We start from the raw sequence: 18,623 nt of genomic DNA, 5'->3' as shown, positions 1-18,623 counted from the left end.
TCTGGGGGCACCGATGGTCGAGCTCTCCCCGCTCCGGCAGGACTTCGTCTGGGGTACCGCCACCTCGGCGTACCAGATCGAAGGCGCGGTCGACGCCGACGGCCGGCTGCCGTCGATCTGGGACACGTTCTGCCGCGTGCCCGGCGCGATCGACAACGGTGACACGGGGGACGTGGCCTGCGACTCCTACCGCCGCTGGCCCGACGACCTCGCGCTGATCAAGCAGCTCGGCGTCGACGCGTACCGGTTCTCGATCGCCTGGCCGCGGGTGATCCCGGTCGGCTCCGGCGCGGTCAACGCGGCCGGCCTCGACTACTACGACCGGGTCGTCGACGATTTGCTTGCCGAAGGCATCAAGCCGTTCGTCACCTTGTACCACTGGGATCTGCCGCAGGCGCTGCAGGATCTCGGCGGCTGGGACAACCGCGACACCGCGTACCGGTTCGCCGAGTACGCCGCGGTGGTCGGCGCGAAGCTCGGCGACCGCGTCCGCGACTGGGTGACGCTGAACGAGCCGCTCTGCTCGGCCTGGATCGGCCACTGGGAAGGCCGAATGGCGCCCGGCATCACCGACCCGGCGATCGCCGTCCGCGCGTCGTACAACCTGCTGCTCGCGCACGGGCTCGGCGTCCAGGCGCTGCGCGAGGCGTGCCCGGAGCCGCCGTCGGTCGGTCTGGTGGTCAACCTGAGCGGCTGCGAGCCGGCCAGCCAGAGCGCCGAGGACATCCGCGCGTCGCGGATCGCCGACGGGCACATCAACCGCTGGTGGCTCGACCCGGTCTCCGGCCGCGGCTTCCCCGCCGACATGGTCGAGACGTACGGCGTGGAGCTGCCCGAGCAGCCCGGCGACCTCGAGGTGATCGCCGCGCCGACCGACTTCATCGGCCTGAACTACTACTTCCGCCAGATCATCAAGGCCGACGACTCCGTCCCGGTGCTCGGTTTCAGCCAAGTCCCGGGCCCCAACCCCGAGCACACCATGCTCGACTGGGAGGTCCACCCGGCCGGTCTCGAAGAGCTGATCCTCCGCCTGGCCAAGGAGTACGGCGCGGAGAAGATCTACATCACCGAGAACGGTTCGGCCTGGGTCGACAGGCCGGACGCTTCCTTCAACGTCGACGACACCGAGCGCACGGCGTACTTGGAAGGGCATCTGGCGGCCTGCGTCCGCGCAGTCGAGCAAGGCGCCCCGCTCGCCGGCTACTTCGCCTGGTCCCTGATGGACAACTTCGAGTGGGCGTACGGCTACGCACCCCGCTTCGGCCTCGCCTACGTGGACTACCCCACCGGCACTCGCGTGATGAAAACCAGCGGCAAGCGCTACGCGGAGCTGGTGCAGAGCCACCGCCAGGGGTGACACGAAAAGGCCGGGCCTGGTGAGGCCCGGCCTTTCATGGTGTCACGCCTTTGTGGTCAGACGTTCCACTTCTGGTTGGCGCCGCCGGTGCAGGTCCAGATCTGCGTCGGGGTGGCGTTGGCGGAATTGTTGCCGGTGACATCGAGGCACTTGTTGGCCCGGGGATTCACCAGATCTCGGGCTCCGGAGTACGTCCATTGCTGTGCCGCGTTGCCGTTGCAGGTGGCGATCTGGACGCGGGTGCCGTCGGCGGTGCCGGCGTTCGCGACGTCCAGGCACTTGCCGAGGGCACGGATCGTGCCGTCGCCGGGGCGGGTCCACTTCTGCGCGTCCGTGCCGTTGCAGTCGTAGAGCTGGACGGTCGTGCCGTCGGCCGCGTTGGCGCCCGCGACGTCCAGGCACTTGCCGGCCAGGCCGGTGATCTGGCCGCCGGTGCCGCCGCCGCTGGTCAGGCTGGAGACCCGGACCCAGTCGACGGTCATCGTCTGCGGCATCACCGTGGTGGCGTCGGGGTAGCCCGGCCAGTAGCCGCCGACCGCGACGTTCATGATCATGAAGAACGGGTGGTCGAAGACCCACGGGTCGCCGCCGAGATCGGCCGGGGTCTTGCGGGCGAACTGGATGCCGTCGACGTACCAGGTGACGACGTTCGGCTCCCAGTCGACGGTGAAGGTGTGGAAGCCGTCGGCGAACTGCTGCCCGTTCGGCAGCGTGTAGCGCGAGCTGATCGCCTCGCCGCCGAAGTAGCCCGGGCCATGCAGGGTGCCGTAGGAGTTGCTCGGCTCCTTGCCGATGTTCTCCATGATGTCGATCTCGCCGTTGCCCGGCCAGCCGTTGTTGCCGGTGCCGAGCATCCAGAACGCCGGCCACAGGCCCTGCGTCCGGGGCAGCTTCATCCGCGCCTCGAACCGGCCGTAGGTGCGGGTGAAGGTCGATGCGGTGAGCAACCGTGCCGACGTGTACTCGCAGGGACCGTAGTGGCACTGGAAGCCGCCGCTCTCACGCCGGGCGGTGATCACCAGGTTGCCGTTGCCGTCGTGGGCGGAGTTGCGGGTGCTGTTGGTGTAGTACTGCCGCTCGTTGTTGCCCCAGCCGGAGCCGCCGATGTCGTAGCGCCACTTGTTCTGGTCCGGCGGGGTGCCGGCGGCGGCGTTGAACTCGTCGGACCAGACCACGGGCCCGACCGCCGCCGCGGCGTACGCCGAAGTGGCGGCGGACGCGGCCTGCGGCGCGGTGGCCTCGGTCGGCATGCTCGCGGTGGCCGGGGACTGGAGCAGGGCGGTGCCGAGCAGCGCGGCACCTGCGGAGAGCAGGGCGGCGGCCCGAAACCGGGAACGCGGGAACCTCATGCGTGCCTCATTTCTCGCTCGGCCGGAGGGGCGTCCGGCCGCTGGGGGCGGGGGCGGGACGTGAACGAGACAGGGAGTCGCTTTGGGAGGGAAGCGTGCCGTGAGAACGCTTTCACGTCAAGACCAGGCATAAATCTAAGTCGTGAAAAAAGTCGCGGCGCGGCATTGACTCGACTGCGCACCGATGGTTACCTCGTGATGACCACCAGTTGCGGCGCGGGCAGACGCCGGACCCGGGGTTCGTCCACCCTGTGAAAGCCCTTGAGCAAAAGGGAGATTCCGCCATGCCCAGGACCCTTCGTCGTGACCGCCCCGGACGACGACGCCTGCTTCCCGCCCTGGCGGGGTTCGCGGCCCTGTCGGTGGTCGCCACCGGTCTGAGTCTCGGTAACCCGCAGCCCGCCCACGCCGCCGGTGAGCAGGTCAACGTCTGGCTGACCACCACGAGCGACGCCGGTGGCCGCAACGTGACCCGCGGCCTGCAGCAGCAGACGCCGGTCAACTTCGGCCCGGCCGGCGGCACCGCCAACCAGACCATCACGGTCAACGAGAACACGACGTACCAGACCTTCGAGGGTGGTGGCGCGTCGTTCACCGACAGTGCCGCGTGGCTGCTGAACAGCAGCAACACGATCTCGGCCACCACCCGCAACCAGGTGATGAAGGACCTGTTCGACCCGGTGAACGGAATCGGCCTGGCCTTCACCCGCAACCCGATGGGCGCCTCGGACCTTGCCCGGTTCAACTACTCCTACGACGACACCTGCTGCGACCTGAACGACTTCAGCATCAACCACGACCTGGCCGACGTCGTACCGCTGACCAAGCAGGCCAAGCAGCTGAACCCGGCGCTGAAGGTCAAGGGTGCGCCGTGGAGCGCGCCGGCCTGGATGAAGGACAACAACAAGTTCACCAACCGCGGCTGGCTGAAGTGGGAGTACTACCCGATGTATGCCCAGTACTTCGTCAAGTACGTCCAGCAGAACGAGGCCGCCGGCAACCACATCGACTACGTGTCGGTGCAGAACGAGCCGACCTGCTGCGGCACCGACGACACCGGCTACGCGTCGATGAACTGGAACGGCGCCGGCCTGCTGGAGTTCACCAAGAACCACCTGCTGCCGGCGTTCCGGGCGGCCGGGATCACCACGAAGGTGATGATCCTGGACTACAACTGGGGCAACTACAACGACCTCGGCTCGGTCCCGCTGGCCGATGCCGCACTGCGCAACGACCCGCTGTTCGGCGGCATCGCCTGGCACGGGTACGGCGGTGACGTGAACCTGCAGACCACCGTGCACAACCAGTATCCGGCCGTGAACCACTACATGACCGAGCACTCCGGCGGCACCTGGATCCCGAACCAGCAGGTCGAGGACATGAACAACCTGATCGACTACACCCGCAACTGGAGCAAGTCCTGGGTGAAGTGGAGCCTCGCGCTGGACCAGAACATGCTTCCGTACGTAGGTGCCGGGTGCAACGTGTGCACGGGCCTGGTGACCGTGCAGCGTGGCGGACCGCGGGCCGGGCAGGTGGACAAGACGGTTGAGTACTACACGATGGGCCACCTGACGAAGTTCGTGAAGCCGGGCGCCGCGCGGATCGAGTCGAACGCCAACAGCTCGGTCAAGAACGTGGCGTGGAAGAACCCCGACGGTTCGAAGGCGCTGATCGCGTTCAACACCACGGGCAGCTCGCAGTCGGTGCGGGTGAACTGGGGCTCGCAGTCCTTCGTCTACACGCTGCCGACAAAGACCTCGGCAACCTTCACTTGGTCGGGGACGCAGAGCGGTGGCGGCGGTGGGACCGGCGGCCAGATCACCGGGCTCGGCGGCAAGTGCGTCGATGTCGCCGGGGCGAACTCAGCCGACGGCACGACGGTGCAGCTGTACGACTGCAACGGAAGCAGCGCCCAGCAGTGGACCCGGCCGGGTGACGGTACGGTCCGTGCGCTCGGCAAGTGCCTGGACGTCGCCGGCGCCGGTACTGCGGACGGGACACGCGTGCAGCTCTATACGTGCAACGGATCCGCCGCCCAGCAATGGACGTACACAGCGGCCAAAGACCTGGTGAATCCGCAGGCCAACAAGTGCCTGGACGTCACGGGCAACAACTCTGCCAATGCGACGCCGTTGCAGATCTGGTCCTGCACGGGGGCGGCCAACCAGAAGTGGAACGCCTGACCCCCTGAACGCCCGGGGCCGCACAGAGCCCCGGCCAGAGCAACCGCGCCCGCGTCCCCGGGCCGCGGTCGTTCCGGCTGTCTCCCGGCCTCGGGCTTTCGCGCTCGCGCTCCCAGCGCTCGCGCTCCCGCTTCCGTTCCCGCTCCCCGCACTTCGCTCCCGGCAATCACGCTCCCGCGCTCCGCCCCGCGCTCCCGCTTCCCGCTCCCGCGCTCCGCCCCGCGCTCCCGCTTCCCGCTCCCGCGCTCCGCCCCGCGCTCCCGCTTCCCGCTCCCGCGCTCCGCCCCGCGCTCCCGCTTCCCGCTCCCGCGCTCCGCCCCGCGCTCCCGCTTCCCGCTCCCGTTCGGCCGCCCCTCGTCCGCTCCCGCCTTCCTTCCTTCACGCCCCCGCCCGGCGAAGCCGGGCGGGGGCGTGTGGTTTGACTCTCCGGTTGCCGGAGGGTGCAGAGTTCTGACCATGACGGCTTCGGTGACCATCGGCGAGTTCTCCCGGCTCACTCATCTGAGCGTGAAGACGCTGCATCACTACCACGACATCGACCTGCTCGCGCCCGCGCTCATCGACCCCAGCTCGGGCTACCGCCGGTACGAGATCACCCAGGTACCGACCGCCCAGCTGATCCGCCGGCTGCGCGAGCTCCGGATGCCATTGGCGCAGGTCCGCGAGGTCATCGAAGCCCCCGACCTCTCGTCGCGCGACCAGGCCCTGCGCCTCCATCTCGACCAGATGGAACGCGAGCTGGTCCACACCCAGCAGGTCGTCGCGTCACTGCGCTCGATGCTCACCCTCGCGCCCACTGAACTCCCCGTCGAGTACCGCTTCGTCCCCGCCTTCCGCGCGTACGCCGTGCGCGACCGCGTCGGTCGCGACGACATCAACGCCTGGTGCGAGACCGCCTTCGCCCTCCTCGGCGGCCTGGCCGGCCGCTACGGCATCACCGCCGTGGCCGGCGCGACGTACAGCGACGAGTTCTTCGCCGACGACGCCGGCGAGGTAACCGCCTTCCTGCCCGTCGACCTCGGCCAGCCGGCCGACGACACCGTCGAGCTGCTCGACTTCCCGGCCGGCTTCTTCGCCGTCGCGCTGCACCACGGGCCGTTCGAGGACCTCGACCGCACCTACGGCGCCCTCGGCAGCCACGTCGCCGAGTTCTGCGAGACCGCTCCCGGGCCGGTCCGCGAGCTGTACGTCGTCGGCCCGGCCGACACCACCGATCCGAACACCCTCCAGACCGAGATCTGCTGGCCGATCCAGCAGATCCCCACGAAAGGCTGAACGATGTCCGTCACCCTCGAGCAGATCGCCGTCGACTGCGCCGACGCCCTGGCCCTGGCCACCTTCTGGGCCCAGGTGCTGGAGACCGAAGTCGATGCCGGAGGCAACCAGTACGCCGCGACCGTCAACAAGGCCGGCGGCGGTCCGGCGATGATGTTCCTGAAGGTCCCCGAGCAGCCGTCGGAGATCAAGAACAGGTTCCACCTCGACCTGTCCAGCTCCGACTGGGCCGCCGAGGTCGACCGCCTGGTCGCACTCGGCGCCAAACGGCAGGGCGAGTTCTCCGAGTACGGCGTGCACTGGATCACGCTGACCGACCCCGAAGGCAACGTCTTCGACCTCGCCGAGGCGCACTGATCCCGCGCCCCGTTGCCGGATCGGGCCAGCCCCCCGGCTCCCGGAGTGGGCCTGCGGCCGGTCCTTGACCGGGCCCGAATCGGGCCCGCCCCCGCTCCCGGGCCGGGCCCGCCTCCGCTCCCGGGCCGGGCCCGCCTCCGCTCCTGGATCGGGCCCGCCTCCGCTCCTGGATCGGGCTCGCTCCGCTTCCGGATCGGGCCCGCCTCCGCCTCCGGGTCGGGGCCGCCTCTGCTACCGGATCGCCCGCCCCGGCTCCAGGATCAGGTCGCCCCGGCTGCCGGATTGGGCCCGCGCTGGGCTTCCGGATCGGGGAGGGGTCGACCGGCTCAGTCCATCCGGTCGAGATGCGCCTCGAGAGCGTCCAGCCGGCCGCGCCACAGGTCGCGATATGGCTCCAGCCAGGCGTCGATCTCGGCCAGCGGCGCCGGCCGGAGCCGGTACCACCGTCGCTGCGCGTCCTGCCGGACCTCCACCAACCCCGCGTCCCGCAGTACCTTGAGGTGCTTCGACACCGCCGGCTGACTGAGTTCGAGCGCGTCCACCAACTCGCCGACCGGCCGCTCACCGTCCCGCAACAGGTCGAGGATCTCCCGCCGCCGCGGCTCCGCGAGCACCTCGAACGTAGTTGCCATATGAGGAATATAACCCGTGCCCGACGCCCGCCCGCGCCCGCCTGAGCCCCGGCGCCCGCCCGCGCCCGGCGTCGACTCCGCCCCGGCCTCGGGCCCGGCCGCGCCGGCCCCGCGCGCACTCCGGGCCGACCCCGCATACCCCGCACCCCCGCGCACCCCCAGCACCCCGCGCACCCCCAGCACCCCACGCACCGCGCGCCGGCGCCCGCGGCCACCGCGCCCGCGGCCACCGCGCTCGCCGACCGGTCGACCTCCACCACCCACCAACCTGTCCGCGCAGCGTCTACTCGCGCGGGGACGCCTTGGGCGAGGGGGCTTCCGGTGGGGTTGGTCGTGGTGCCGGTTGGCGGACGTGCAGCACTCAGCAACTACGCGTAGAGCGCCCGATCGGACGGGACGCGCGCCTGGAAGAGCGGGAGATGAGCGGCTTGGTGAGTGCTGCGCGTCCGCTGGGCTCGCTGGCCGGTCGACCTCCACCACCCACCAACCGGTTCCGCGCAGCGCTCACTCACGCGGGGAGCCTCGGTCGAGAGGGCTGCTGATGAGGTTGGTCGGTGGTGCAGGTCGGTGGTGCCGGTTGGCGGACGTGCAGCACTCAGCAACTACGCGTAGAGCGCCCGATCGGACGGGAAGCGCGCCTGGAAGAGCGGGAGGTGAGGGGCTTGGTGAGTGCTGCGCGTCCGCTGGGGCGAGGGCACCTCCGCTCGGTCAGGCGTACGGGTCGGTGATTTCGCGGAGGGAGGTGAGGGCTTCGCGGAGTTGCTTCGTGCGGGCTGGGCCGAGGTGGGTGGTCCATTCGGCCTCGACTTCCGCGACGGCGGCGGCTGCGATCGGGATGGTCTGGTGGCCTCGTGCGGCGATCTGGACGAGGCGGGCGCGGGCGTCGGTTGGGTCGGGGGTGCGGTGGACGTAGCCGGCGCGTTCGAGTTGGTCGACCAGGAAGCCGGCTGTCTGCTTCGTCACCTGGGCCTGCTCGGCGAGGTCGGTCAGCCGGGTTCCGTTCGGGCCGATCCGCTGGAAGATTCGTGCCTGCGCGGGGGTGAAATCGTCGAAGCCGGCCGCGGCGAGCGCGTCGAAGACGCGGGTCTCCAGAGCGCGATAGGGGATGAACAGCAGTACCCCGAGATTCAGTTCGTCCGGCATGCCGACATCTTGACTGGTAGTCAGAGAGGCTGTCTAATCTGGTCAGAGAGGCTTACTAAACGAGGTGGGGGTGGGGTCGATGCGCACCGAGGAGATCTGGCGGTACGTCGACGCCGAGCGAGCGAGTCTGGCCGAGTTGCTCTCCGGCCTGACCGCGGACCAGTGGCGCACGCCATCGATGTGCCCGGGCTGGACGGTGCAGGACGTCGCCGCGCACGTCATTTCCTCGCCGCAGGCGAAGATGCTGCCGGTGATCACCGGGATGGCGCGGGCGCGCGGGGACTTCAACCGTTTCGTCTTCGAGGAGGCGCGTCGCGCGGGCGCGCGGTACAGCCCTGAGGAGATCGTCGCCCAGTACCGCCAGTACGCCGGCTCGCGGCGTCACCCGCTCGGCACCGTGCCGGCCGATCCGTTGCTGGATGTCCTCATCCACGGACAGGACATCGCCGTTCCGCTCGGCATCCCGCGGGCGATGCCGCCCGAAGCCGCTCGGGCCGCGGCTGAGCGGATTTGGGCGAAGTCCTTCCCGTTCAAGGCCCGCAAGCGCCTGGCCGGCCGACGATTGGTTGCCACCGACATCGACTGGTCGGTGGGCGAGGGTGAGGAATTGCGCGGTCCGATCGGGGTGCTGGTTCAGCTGATGACCGGCCGCACGCACGTCACCGCTCAACTCAAGTGAGCAGGGCGACGTACTGCGGGTCGTTCAGCAGGTTGGCAGTGAGCGGTACGCCGGAGTCGCGGCCGAAGGGATCGGCGTCGTGGGCGTTGCCGACCAGCAGCGCGTGGATGGCGCGGTAGACGAGCAATCGAAGCCCGGGTCACCGGCCATGCTCAGCAAGCCGAAGGCGAGCACGCTGACCGGCCGGAGTTGCTCGTCGACCAGGATGTTGCCGGCGGTGACGTCGCCGTGCACGAGCCGGTGGTCGTTCGCCGGCGCGATCTCCCGAAGAAGTCGCTGCAGGCAATCAAACTTGGTCTCGAACTTGTCGACCACCTGGTCGAGTTGGTCCCCGTACGTCGCGACGCGGTGCGCCAGCAGGCTGGAGAGCGCGTCCGTCCAGGACTGGTCGGCGCGGCGGAACGGCTCGGTTTCGTCGAGCACGGTCATGGCGAAGAGAGCAGGTGACGCCTCGGCGGTCGCGAGTTCGGCGAGTACGTCGATCACGCAATCGCGCGCGGCGGGCCAGTCGGTGGTGCCGAAGGCGGGAGCGACGTCGTGCAGCGGCCGGCCCGGCAGTTCTGCCTCGATGGTGACCAGCCAGCGCGAGCCTTCGTGGATCTCGAGAATCTCCGGGGTGTGGAAAGGCAACCGCAGGTCGGCGTACAGGGACTGCAGTCGTTCGAGTTCGGCGCGGGGGGAGTGGAACCAGACCTTTGCGACCCGGTGGTCGCGGAGGCGGAAGACGGCGCCCTGCATGCCGATCGCCAGTAGTTCGGGGTCCTGGTGGCCGAGGGCGCGGACGTGCTCGGGGATGACCTCGTCGGTGTACTGCACGCGCCGAGCCTAGGAGAAGCCGGCTCGTCGGGCGCAGTGGTTCAGGCGAAGTCGGCCGGGAAGGTCGCGGCCAGGGCTTCGCGGATGAGGGTCGGGAGATCCTGCTTGCCGTCGGAGCGTGCCCAGTGCACCAGGGCAATGTGGGTGGCGCCGAGGCAGGCGCCGGAGATGGCGCGGGTCCGGAACTCCTGGTCGGGGTCGGGGTCGTCGCCGCACAGAGCGCTGACGATCGCGTCCTGCGTGGCGTACTGGTTGTCGAGGTGCCGGGCGCGAAGGGCGGGAACGTCGACCATCAGTTGCAGGCGCGCGAGCAGGAGGGCGCGGTGGTCGGTGGTGGCCGCGGTGAGGGTCTCGATCACTGCTTGGCCGATCCGGCGTGCGAGGGGATCGTCGGCTGGGCTGTTGAGCAGGGCCTGGATGCTGATCGACGTGTACTCGTCCCAGATGACCAGGTCTTCCTTGGTGGGGAAGTGCCGGTAGACGGTCATCGCGGAGACGCCGGCTGCTTCGGCGATCGCGTTCATCGTGGTCGCGTCGTAGCCGTCGCGCTGGAACAACCGGATCGCCTGGCGCTGGAGTAGCTGCCGGGTTTCGGTCTTGCGGCGTTCACGGAGACCGGACATGTGGTAGACAGTATCAAACTGTTAGTTGCTACCACTTGAGGGGTGTGGAGATGACCACGAGGATCGCGCTGGTGACCGGGGCGTCGCGAGGAATCGGGCGAGCGGTGGCGGAGCGGCTGGCGGTCGATGGAGTGCACGTTGTTGTGCACTACCACGGGCGGGAGGCTGAGGCGAAGCAAACGGTGGCTCGGATCGAGCGAGCTGGTGGCACCGCGGTGGCCGTGCAAGCTGAGCTGGGTGATCACGATGGAGTGCGGCGGTTGGCCGAGGCCGTGCACGAGGTGGGTGGGCGGCTCGATGTGCTGGTGAACAACGCGGCGGCGCTGCCGGCGGGGCCGATGGCGACGGACACGCCGGAGCAGTTCGACCGGTTGTTCGCGGTGAATGTGCGGGCGCCGTACTTCCTCATTCAGCAGCTGTTGCCGTTGATGGCGGAGGGCGGGCGGATCGTGAACGTGACGTCGGTGGCGACTCGGATGGCCAATCCCACGCAGACCTCGTTCGCGATGGCGAAGGGCGCGCTCGAGGTGATGACGCGGACCCTCGCGTTGGAGCTTGGTGGTCGGGGCATCACCGTCAACGCCGTTGCGCCCGGCGCCACGCTGACCGAGGTGAACGCTGACGCCTTCACCGGTCTGGAGGACCTGATCACCGGACTGACCGCTCTCGGCCGGCTCGGCAAAGCGGACGACGTGGCAGAGGTGATCGCCTGGCTGGCCTCCGAGCAAGCGCGGTGGGTCACCGGCCAGGTCGTCGATGCCACCGGCGGGATGCACCTGGGGCCCAACGCCAGCGCGAAGGCGGCGGCCGTCACCGTCGCCTAGTTGGTGAGGTAGGTCGCGATGGCGAGGCTGCGGCGGTTGTAGCCGGGGTCGTCGGGCAGGCTGAGTTTGTCGAAGATGGCGTACACGTGCTTTTCGACGGCACTCTGGGAGATGTACAGCTTCTCGGCGATGCCGCGATTGTTGTGGCCTTCGGCCATCTTGGCGAGCACGTCCTGCTCGCGCGGGGTGAGTTTGCTGAGCGGGTCGGTGTGAGTGGTGCGGGCGAGCAACTGGCGCACGACGTCGGGGTCGAAGGCGACCCCGCCGGCACCGACCCGCTCGAGCGCTTCGAGGAACTCCTCGACGCGCATCACCCGGTCCTTGAGCAGGTAGCCGAAGCCTTCCTGGCCCGAGGTGATCAGCTGGGTCGCGTACGACTTCTCGACGTACTGCGAGAGCACGAGGACGCCGACCGTCGGCCACTCGGTGCGGATGGTGAGCGCGGCGCGCAGGCCCTCGTCGGTGTGCGTCGGCGGCATCCGGACGTCGACCACGACGACGTCCGGCGCGGCACCGGCTTCGGCGGCGGCGCGCACGGCGGCGACCAGCGCGTCGCCGTCGCCGACCGCGGCCGGGACCTCGTGGCCTTCCTCCTCGAGCAACAGGACGAGGCCCGTGCGGAGCAGGGTGGCGTCTTCGGCGAGCATCACTCGCATGGCAGCTCCGCTCGGATCGTGGTGGGCCCGCCGGGCGGGCTGTCGATGGTGAACGTGCCGTCGTAGGCGGCGACCCGGCCCGCCAGGCCGGTGAGGCCTCGACCGGATGGATCAGCACCGCCGCGCCCGTCGTCGGTCACGGTGACGACGACCGAGGCTGGTTCGGTCTCCGGGGTGAAGCCGAAGGGCGCCGCGGGAACGGCTGCCTGGACGCTGATCCGGATCCGCTGCGCGCCCGAGTGTTTGGTGGCGTTGGTGAGGGCTTCGGAGATGACGAAGTAGACGGCGGTTTCGACCGCGGCCGGTGGACGGGTCGGCAGGTCGTAGGTCAGCGTGACCGGGATGCTCGAGCGCTCGGCCAGCACGGCGACGACGTCACGCAGCCCGAGCTGGTCGAGCACGGTGGGATAGACGCGCCAGGCGACGTCGCGCAGATCGGCCAAGGCCTGCTCGGACTCCTCGTGGGCCTGGCGGACCAGGTCGGCGGCGCGGCCGGGATCGCGGGAACGGCGGGCCCGGCTGAGTAGGAGGCCCAGCGCGACCAGCCGTTGCTGGACGCCGTCGTGCAGATCGCGCTCGATTCGGCGGCGCTCGTCGTTCACCACCTGGACCACCTCGGCGCGGCTCAGGGTCAGCTCGGAGACCCGGCGGGCCAGTACGTCCTCGGCCGACGGGGTCAGATGGCGCCGGGCGAGCGCGACATCGAGCTGGCTGACGCCGGCGATGCCCATCACGTTCAGGTAGAGCAGGACCAGGCCGGGCAGCGCGACGACGGCGATCGTCTCCGTGCTGACCGCGCCGCCGTCCTCCTCGATGAAGCCCCAGGTGCCGCCGAAGATCCACGCCGACAGCATGGAGCCGGCGACCACCACCCCGAAGACGAGCAGCAGCAGGACCAGCCCGCCGAGAAAGCCGACCGGCCAGCGGCGGGCGAGATAGCTGAACGCCTGGCGGTCGCCGTACGGGCCGAGGTCGTGCACGGCGTGGAAGCGGGCCAGCCGGCGCTGCTCCAGGGCCGCGAGTTGCCGGGCGCAACGATGCGTCCAGCCGATCACCGCCCGGCGGGAGCGCGGCACGGCGACCATCGGGATCAGGCCGAGCGCGACGATCAGCAGGAATCCGACCTCGACCAGCACCAGCACGGCGCCGAGCGTGACGCCGGCCAAAGTGAGCAGGCTGCGCCCGATCAGTGTGCTGGAACGTGCGTCGATGGCCTGCATGCAGCCAAGGCTAGTGGGCACCGGAGCAGCGGGGACTGTGGATTTCCACAGTTCTGTACTGTGGAAAAGCCGAGCAATTACGACGGTCGACCACAGGGCGCGAGGGGTGTTCGCGGACCTAGCGTCGACGCCATGAACTCGACGAGCCAGGTGATGATGACCGCGCTGCAAGCAACGCAGGAGCCGACCGGTGGGGTGGCCGGGTGGGCCATCGACATGATGGAGAAGCTGGGCGCCCCGGGCGCCGGCCTCGCGGTCGCGCTGGAGAATCTGTTCCCCCCGCTGCCCAGTGAGGTGATCCTGCCGCTGGCGGGTTTCGCCGCCAACCGCGGTGACCTCGGACTGGTCAGCGCGATCCTGTTCACGACGCTCGGCTCGGTCGTCGGCGCCCTCGCGCTGTACGGCGTCGGTGCCGTGCTCGGCCGCGATCGCACCCGGTCGCTGGCCGCCGCGCTGCCGCTGATGAAGGTCGAGGACGTCGACAAGGCCGAGCAGTGGTTCGCCAAGCACGGGCCGAAGGCTGTGCTGATCGGGCGGATGGTGCCGCTGGTGCGCAGCTTGATCTCGGTGCCGGCCGGGGTGGAGCGGATGTCGGTGCCGTTGTTCCTCGTACTGACCGCGCTCGGCAGCCTGGTGTGGAACTCTGCGCTGATCATCGCGGGCTACCTGCTCGGCGAGCAGTGGCACGTGGTGGAGTCGTCGGTCGGCGTCTTCCAGTACGTCGTGATCGCCGCCGCGGTGGCCGCGGTGACCTGGTTCGTGGTTGTCAAGGTGAAGGCGAAACGTTCGAACTCTGAGAAAGTCAACTAGGCTGCTCGACTTTGGCTACGCTCGAGACCTCACTGCCGAACCGCTGGAGAGGTCCCCGATGCCCTCAGTTGCCGTCGAACCACGCGTCGTTCCCGATCCGCCGGTGTGGCCGCAGTCGGTGGTCACGGTGGTCGGTAACCCGCGCGCCGGGTCCCGGACAGCGGCCGCCGCCGCGTCGGTCGCCGAGCTGCTCAGCTCCGAGCTCGGTACGCCGTACCGGTTGGACGAGCTGGTGGACCTGGTGACGTTTGCGCCGGCGATCTTCCAGGGGGACGCGGCGGTCGGGGGCGAGCGGGCCGCGCTGGAGAGTGCGATCGATCTGGTGTCGTCGGCGTCGGTGGTGGTGATCGCGACGCCGGTCTACAAGGGCAGCTACACGGGCTTGCTGAAGAGCTTTCTCGATGTGCTGCGGCCGGGGGCGCTGGCGGGCGCCGTGGTCGTGCCGGTGACGGTGTCGGCGGCGCCTTCGCACAAGCTGCTCGCCGATCAGCATCTGCGGCCGGTGCTCGCGGAGCTGGGCGCGAGTGTGCCGGTGCCCGGAGTGATCCTCGAGGAGCGTGATCTCGAGGATCTCCAGGTCGTGCTGTCGCCGTGGTTGCGGCAGAACGCGGGCATCGTCCAGGCGACCACCATCGCCTTGCAGCCGGTCGCGGAACCGACCCCGGCGCAGTAACCGGCGGTGTGGCTCGGCAGCTGCCGGACGGTGATCGTCGCGGCCGTCGGCAGCAAGGCGTCGCCTTCGGCTCGCTCAGAAGCGGCGGGCGCGCACTTACAGGACCGGCCGGGACGAGCGGCCGGTCTCCCGGCCGGTCAGTTCCGCGTCGAAGGTTTCCTGCGCTACCCGCATCGCCTCGGCGTACTGCGGGTCGGCCATTCGGGCGCCGACTTCCTCGGCGGGTACGTCCGCGACGTGGGTGAGCACCCACCAGATGTTGCCCCACGGGTCGCGCAGACGGCCGCCGCGGTCGCCCCAGGCGGCGGTGGACAGGTCGGTGACCACCCGGGCGCCGGCCTCGGTCGCGCGAGCGAAAGCTTGGTCGACGTCCGGGACGAAGATCCGCAGCAGCGACGGCATCGGCGGCCACTCCGGCCGCCGGTCGAAGGCCAGCAGGACGGTGTCGCCGACGCGGATCTCCGCGTGGCCGATCAGGCCGTCCTCGGTTGGGACCCGGGCGAGTTCCTCGCCGTCGAACACCGCGCTGACGAAGTCGAGCAGCGCACCGGTGTCGTCGGTGACGATCCAGGGAGCGACGGTGGTGTAGCCGGCGGGCCTGAAGTTGTCGGTCATCGTAGGTCCTAACGCGGAGGAGGAGAGCCTTTCAAACAAGACTCTCCTCCTGGAAGCGGCCAGGTTCTGGCCTCTACTCAGTCCGGCCGGGACGTCGTCTCGGCCGGGTTCGTGCGCAGTACGCCGGTAGCCGGAACGAGAGTGGCCAGATAGGTGAGCGCCGAGGCCGCGCCGATGATCACCAGGTAGACGTACCAAGGACCGTGCGGCACCGCCGAGCCGGCGACCTTGGCGCTGAACGGAATCAACGTGGCCGCGGCAACTGCCGTGCCGAGCAGGATTCCGCTGGTGGCGACCAGCGTGCTCTCGGTCGTCAGCATGCGCAGCACCTGCCCGCGGGTCGAGCCGGTCAACCTCTGCAGCGCGAACTCGCGCCGCCGGCGGATCGTCGCCGAGGCCAGCGTGTTGACGACCGAGACCGCCGTGTAGCCGATCAGCAGACCGACCAGCAGGTAGTTCACCCACGCCTGGGTGTGCGCGTCGGCCCGGTTGCCCTCGATCAGCGCCTCCCGCCCCGTCACCTGTACGCCGGGGTGCGTGCCGGCCAGCTCGGCCAGCGCCGGGCCCGGGTTCGCGCCGGAGGCGTAGCGCACCAGGATCTGCGGTGCGAGCCGCGCGGTCGTGTGCTGGGCGAGCAGCTCGGCCGGCAGGACCAGGTTCTCGTACCCGCGCTCCGCCGCGAAGGTCGCGACCACCCGCAGCTCGACAGGTGCGCCGTCGCCGAGCGTCAGCTTGACCGTCGAGCCGAGGCCCCGGCCGGTCTTCTCGACCATCCGGTCCGGCACGGCGATCGTCGTACCGGTGAGGCCTTCGAGCGAACCCGAGGTCACCAGCACCGGAGCCGGACCTTCGTTGCCTTGGGCACTGACTCCGAGCAGGGGTGCGCCGTCCTCGGAGAAGGGAGCCTTCCGGGGTTCGTCGACGGAGCCGAGACTGGTCACGTACGACGACGCGCCGGCCACGCCGGGGACCTGGCGGACCTCGTCGACGAGCGAGGCCGGTAGACCGGCACCCGCGGCGGAGACCAGGACGGCGTCAGCCCTGAGGTCCCGCGTGAACGCCTCATCGGACGCGTGCACCGACGTCGTCTGCATGTAGAGGTTGGCGGTGGAGATTCCGACCGCGAGCATCACCGGCATCACCGCGGCGGACATCGCCACCGAACGCGCCGACACGTTGACGATCGCGAGCCGGCCGTTGACCTTGCTGACGGCGTACAGGGGCCAGCGGATCAGGGCCAGGGTGAGCTTGGTCCAGAACGGGCCGAGCAGCGCGATGCCGATCGCCCAGCACAGGATCGACGGGCCCGCGGTGGCGGCGGCCAGCGGCCCGGTCATCACGGCGGCGGTGACGATCATCAAGGCGATCGCGCCGCCCAGGAAGAGCACGCCGAGGACCAGGCGGGTCCAGGTGAACCACTTGCGCTGCAAGCCGGATTCGGTCAGCGCCTCGACCGGCTTGATCCGGGCCGACTTGCGGGCGGCGATCAGGGCGGCGCCGACGGCGGCCAGTACGGCGGCACCCGCGCCGGCGGCGAACGGGATCCAGCCCTGGCGATACTCGACGTACGGCGAGGCGACGCCGTGCTCGGCGAGCTGCTCGAAGAGCAATCGGCCGAGCAGCAGCCCGGGGACCAGACCGGCCAGCACGGCCGGGATGGAGACGAGCAGCGATTCGCCGAGGATCATCCGGCGGACCTGGCCGGGGGTGGTGCCGATGCTGCGGAGCAGGGCGAACTCGCGTTCACGGTGCTGGGCGGACAGGGCCAGGGTCGAGGCGACGACGAACATCATCGTCATCGTCGCGATCCCGCCGAAGGACCCGGCAACGGCGATCAAGGCCTCCCGGAACTGCGGCGCGTCGGGATGCTCGGCCAGCCCGCGGTCCGAGCCGCTGTGCACGGTGAGGTCGCCGAGCTCCTTCACGGAGTCCTTCACCGCGTCCAGATCGGTGCCAGGGGCAACAAGTACGGCGAGCGCGGTGAACGAGCCGTCGGTACCGGCGAGTCGGGTGGCTTCAGGCGCCGAGAAGAAAGTGTGGCCGGCCGGACCGTCGGCGATCCCGCGGACGGTGTAGGTGCTGGGCTCGCCGTTGGTGAGCAGGCTGACCCGCGAGCCGACGCTGAGGTTGCCGGACCGAGCGGTGGAGCTGTCCAGCACCACATCAGTCGGAGCTCGCGGCGCAGCGCCGGACACCAGCTTGTACGGCGCGAGTCGCGCCGAGCTCCAACCATGACCCTTGGCCTGAACGAAGTTCCCGTCGAGGTCGAGCGGGGTCGCGAAGGTGAGATCGCCGACGACCTCGGTGACGCCGTCGACGGCCCGGATCTTCGCGGCGGTGTCGGCGGGGACGTGGGTCTGCTCGGTGAGCGGGGTGGCTTCGTCGCGGCCGGCGCGAAGGTGCGAGTCGGGGCCGGTGACGACCAGGTCGGCCGCGGCCAGGCGGGTGGCCTCGACGTTGGAGCGGATGCCGGTCTCCATCAGGCCGCCGCAGGCGAGCACGATCGCGGTGCCGAACACAACGGCGACGAAGGTGGCGACGAATCCGCCCTTGCGGAAACGCAGCGTGCGAAGCGCGAGCTTCATCATCGCGCGACCGCCAGATCCGGCGTACGGCCGCGGGCTCCGAGGTGGGTCAGTCGCTCGGCGACCTGCTCGGCGGTGGGGGCGACCAGGCCGCCGGCCAGCTTGCCGTCGGCCAAGAAGACCACCTGGTCGGCCCACGACGCGGCGACCGGGTCGTGGGTGACCATGACCACCGTCTGCCCCTGGCTGCGGACCGGTTCGCGCAGCAGGTCGAGCACGTCGGCAGCGGTTTGCGTGTCCAGCGCACCGGTCGGCTCGTCGGCGAAGATCACCGCGGGCCGGGCGACCAGCGCACGGGCGATGGCGACGCGCTGCTGCTGACCGCCGGACAGTTCACCCGGACGGTGCTTGTGCCGGTCGCCGAGCCCCACCCGCTCGAGCACCTCGGCCACCGCGGCGCGGTTGGCGCGGCGCCCGTCGAGCTCCTGCGGCAGCGTGACGTTCTGCCAGACGGTGAGCGCCGGCAGCAGGTTGAAGGACTGGAAGACGAACCCGATCCGCTCGCGGCGCAGCTCGGTCAGCTGCCGCTCCTTGAGTCCGGCCAGCGGCTGGTCGTCGATGAACACCGATCCGGACGTCGGCCGGTCGAGCCCGGCGGCGCAATGCAGGAACGTGCTCTTGCCGGACCCGGACGGTCCCATCACCGCGGTGAAGGTTCCGCGGGCGAAGCTGATGCTGATCCCGTCGAGCGCGACCACGGCACCGCCGCCCTTGCCGTACACCCGGCGGACGTCGTTCAGCACGACGGAGTTCGAGCTTCTCTGGATGGCTTCCTGCTTGCGCTTCATGCTGAGAACGCTACGAAGATCCTGCCGCCCGCCCC

18 protein-coding genes are annotated in these 18,623 nt (G+C 70.0%); 8 read left to right on the top strand and 10 right to left on the bottom strand.

The window, feature by feature from the left end; genetic code table 11:
• Positions 1 to 13 precede the first annotated feature (13 nt).
• On the top strand, positions 14 to 1,357 hold the full coding sequence (locus ACQPXM_RS30760) for a GH1 family beta-glucosidase (RefSeq protein ID WP_432940049.1): 1,344 nt from the start codon (positions 14 to 16) through the stop codon (positions 1,355 to 1,357).
• A gap of 56 nt (positions 1,358 to 1,413) precedes the next feature.
• Here the strand turns inward: ACQPXM_RS30760 and ACQPXM_RS30755 are convergent, their stop codons facing one another.
• A complete protein-coding gene (locus ACQPXM_RS30755) occupies positions 1,414 to 2,706 on the bottom strand; it encodes a ricin-type beta-trefoil lectin domain protein (RefSeq protein WP_432940047.1) in 1,293 nt (430 codons plus the stop codon).
• A 284-nt stretch (positions 2,707 to 2,990) separates the two neighbouring features.
• Here ACQPXM_RS30755 and ACQPXM_RS30750 point away from each other — a divergent pair, with 284 nt between their 5' ends.
• From ACQPXM_RS30750 to ACQPXM_RS30740, 3 genes are all read left to right on the top strand, one after another.
• A complete protein-coding gene (locus ACQPXM_RS30750; protein ID WP_432940045.1) occupies positions 2,991 to 4,892 on the top strand; it encodes a ricin-type beta-trefoil lectin domain protein in 1,902 nt (633 codons plus the stop codon).
• A gap of 456 nt (positions 4,893 to 5,348) precedes the next feature.
• The gene (locus tag ACQPXM_RS30745) at positions 5,349 to 6,167 is read left to right on the top strand and encodes a MerR family transcriptional regulator (protein ID WP_432940043.1); all 819 of its coding nucleotides are present in this window, start codon (positions 5,349 to 5,351) and stop codon (positions 6,165 to 6,167) included.
• A 3-nt stretch (positions 6,168 to 6,170) separates the two neighbouring features.
• A complete protein-coding gene (locus ACQPXM_RS30740; protein ID WP_432940040.1) occupies positions 6,171 to 6,524 on the top strand; it encodes a VOC family protein in 354 nt (117 codons plus the stop codon).
• Between the two features lie 326 nt (positions 6,525 to 6,850).
• On the opposite strand, the gene ACQPXM_RS30735 is transcribed toward ACQPXM_RS30740, so the two are convergent.
• Both ACQPXM_RS30735 and ACQPXM_RS30730 read right to left on the bottom strand, forming a co-directional pair.
• Positions 6,851 to 7,156 (bottom strand): ArsR/SmtB family transcription factor, encoded by a 306-nt coding sequence (locus tag ACQPXM_RS30735; RefSeq protein ID WP_432940037.1) that lies wholly within the window; start codon positions 7,154 to 7,156, stop codon positions 6,851 to 6,853.
• A gap of 708 nt (positions 7,157 to 7,864) precedes the next feature.
• Positions 7,865 to 8,299 (bottom strand): MarR family winged helix-turn-helix transcriptional regulator, encoded by a 435-nt coding sequence (locus ACQPXM_RS30730; RefSeq protein ID WP_432940034.1) that lies wholly within the window; start codon positions 8,297 to 8,299, stop codon positions 7,865 to 7,867.
• Between the two features lie 79 nt (positions 8,300 to 8,378).
• On the opposite strand from ACQPXM_RS30730, the gene ACQPXM_RS30725 reads away from it, so the two are divergent.
• Entirely contained in the window at positions 8,379 to 8,978 is a 600-nt protein-coding gene (locus ACQPXM_RS30725; protein ID WP_432940031.1) for a maleylpyruvate isomerase family mycothiol-dependent enzyme, read from the top strand.
• Positions 8,979 to 9,002: 24 nt separating this feature from the next.
• Here the strand turns inward: ACQPXM_RS30725 and ACQPXM_RS30720 are convergent, their stop codons facing one another.
• Together ACQPXM_RS30720 and ACQPXM_RS30715 are read right to left on the bottom strand one after the other, a co-directional pair.
• A complete protein-coding gene (locus ACQPXM_RS30720; RefSeq protein WP_432940029.1) occupies positions 9,003 to 9,794 on the bottom strand; it encodes a phosphotransferase family protein in 792 nt (263 codons plus the stop codon).
• A 41-nt stretch (positions 9,795 to 9,835) separates the two neighbouring features.
• A complete protein-coding gene (locus ACQPXM_RS30715; RefSeq protein WP_432940027.1) occupies positions 9,836 to 10,417 on the bottom strand; it encodes a TetR/AcrR family transcriptional regulator in 582 nt (193 codons plus the stop codon).
• Between the two features lie 50 nt (positions 10,418 to 10,467).
• On the opposite strand from ACQPXM_RS30715, the gene ACQPXM_RS30710 reads away from it, so the two are divergent.
• Complete coding sequence (locus ACQPXM_RS30710) at positions 10,468 to 11,241, top strand: SDR family NAD(P)-dependent oxidoreductase (protein ID WP_432940024.1); 774 nt, start codon at positions 10,468 to 10,470, stop codon at positions 11,239 to 11,241.
• On the opposite strand, the gene ACQPXM_RS30705 is transcribed toward ACQPXM_RS30710, so the two are convergent.
• Both ACQPXM_RS30705 and ACQPXM_RS30700 read right to left on the bottom strand, forming a co-directional pair.
• Positions 11,238 to 11,897, bottom strand: a complete 660-nt coding sequence (locus ACQPXM_RS30705) for a response regulator (RefSeq protein ID WP_432940021.1) — start codon at positions 11,895 to 11,897, stop codon at positions 11,238 to 11,240. The two genes, ACQPXM_RS30710 and ACQPXM_RS30705, sit on opposite strands and share 4 nt — an antisense overlap.
• Positions 11,888 to 13,117: a sensor histidine kinase gene (locus ACQPXM_RS30700; protein WP_432940019.1), complete on the bottom strand. Its 1,230-nt coding sequence runs from the start codon at positions 13,115 to 13,117 to the stop codon at positions 11,888 to 11,890. The genes ACQPXM_RS30705 and ACQPXM_RS30700 overlap by 10 nt, the downstream gene beginning before the upstream one ends.
• Before the next feature lie 132 nt (positions 13,118 to 13,249).
• Between ACQPXM_RS30700 and ACQPXM_RS30695 the strand changes: the two genes are divergently transcribed.
• Positions 13,250 to 13,927 (top strand): DedA family protein, encoded by a 678-nt coding sequence (locus tag ACQPXM_RS30695; protein WP_432940017.1) that lies wholly within the window; start codon positions 13,250 to 13,252, stop codon positions 13,925 to 13,927.
• 58 nt (positions 13,928 to 13,985) lie between these two features.
• Positions 13,986 to 14,600 (top strand): NADPH-dependent FMN reductase, encoded by a 615-nt coding sequence (locus ACQPXM_RS30690; protein ID WP_432940015.1) that lies wholly within the window; start codon positions 13,986 to 13,988, stop codon positions 14,598 to 14,600.
• Between the two features lie 96 nt (positions 14,601 to 14,696).
• Here ACQPXM_RS30690 and ACQPXM_RS30685 read toward each other — a convergent pair whose 3' ends face one another.
• The 3 genes from ACQPXM_RS30685 to ACQPXM_RS30675 all read right to left on the bottom strand — a co-directional run bounded on the left by ACQPXM_RS30685 (position 14,697) and on the right by ACQPXM_RS30675 (position 18,588).
• A complete protein-coding gene (locus tag ACQPXM_RS30685; RefSeq protein ID WP_432940011.1) occupies positions 14,697 to 15,215 on the bottom strand; it encodes a VOC family protein in 519 nt (172 codons plus the stop codon).
• A 77-nt stretch (positions 15,216 to 15,292) separates the two neighbouring features.
• Positions 15,293 to 17,803 (bottom strand): FtsX-like permease family protein, encoded by a 2,511-nt coding sequence (locus ACQPXM_RS30680; RefSeq protein ID WP_432940009.1) that lies wholly within the window; start codon positions 17,801 to 17,803, stop codon positions 15,293 to 15,295.
• Positions 17,800 to 18,588, bottom strand: a complete 789-nt coding sequence (locus tag ACQPXM_RS30675; RefSeq protein WP_432940006.1) for an ABC transporter ATP-binding protein — start codon at positions 18,586 to 18,588, stop codon at positions 17,800 to 17,802. Before ACQPXM_RS30675 ends, ACQPXM_RS30680 begins: the two co-directional genes overlap by 4 nt.
• Positions 18,589 to 18,623 lie beyond the last annotated feature (35 nt).

It is taken from the genome of Kribbella sp. CA-253562, from assembly GCF_050942265.1.
Taxonomy (GTDB): Bacteria; Actinomycetota; Actinomycetes; order Propionibacteriales; family Kribbellaceae; genus Kribbella.
This window is presented reverse-complemented; position numbering and strand designations above follow the sequence as displayed.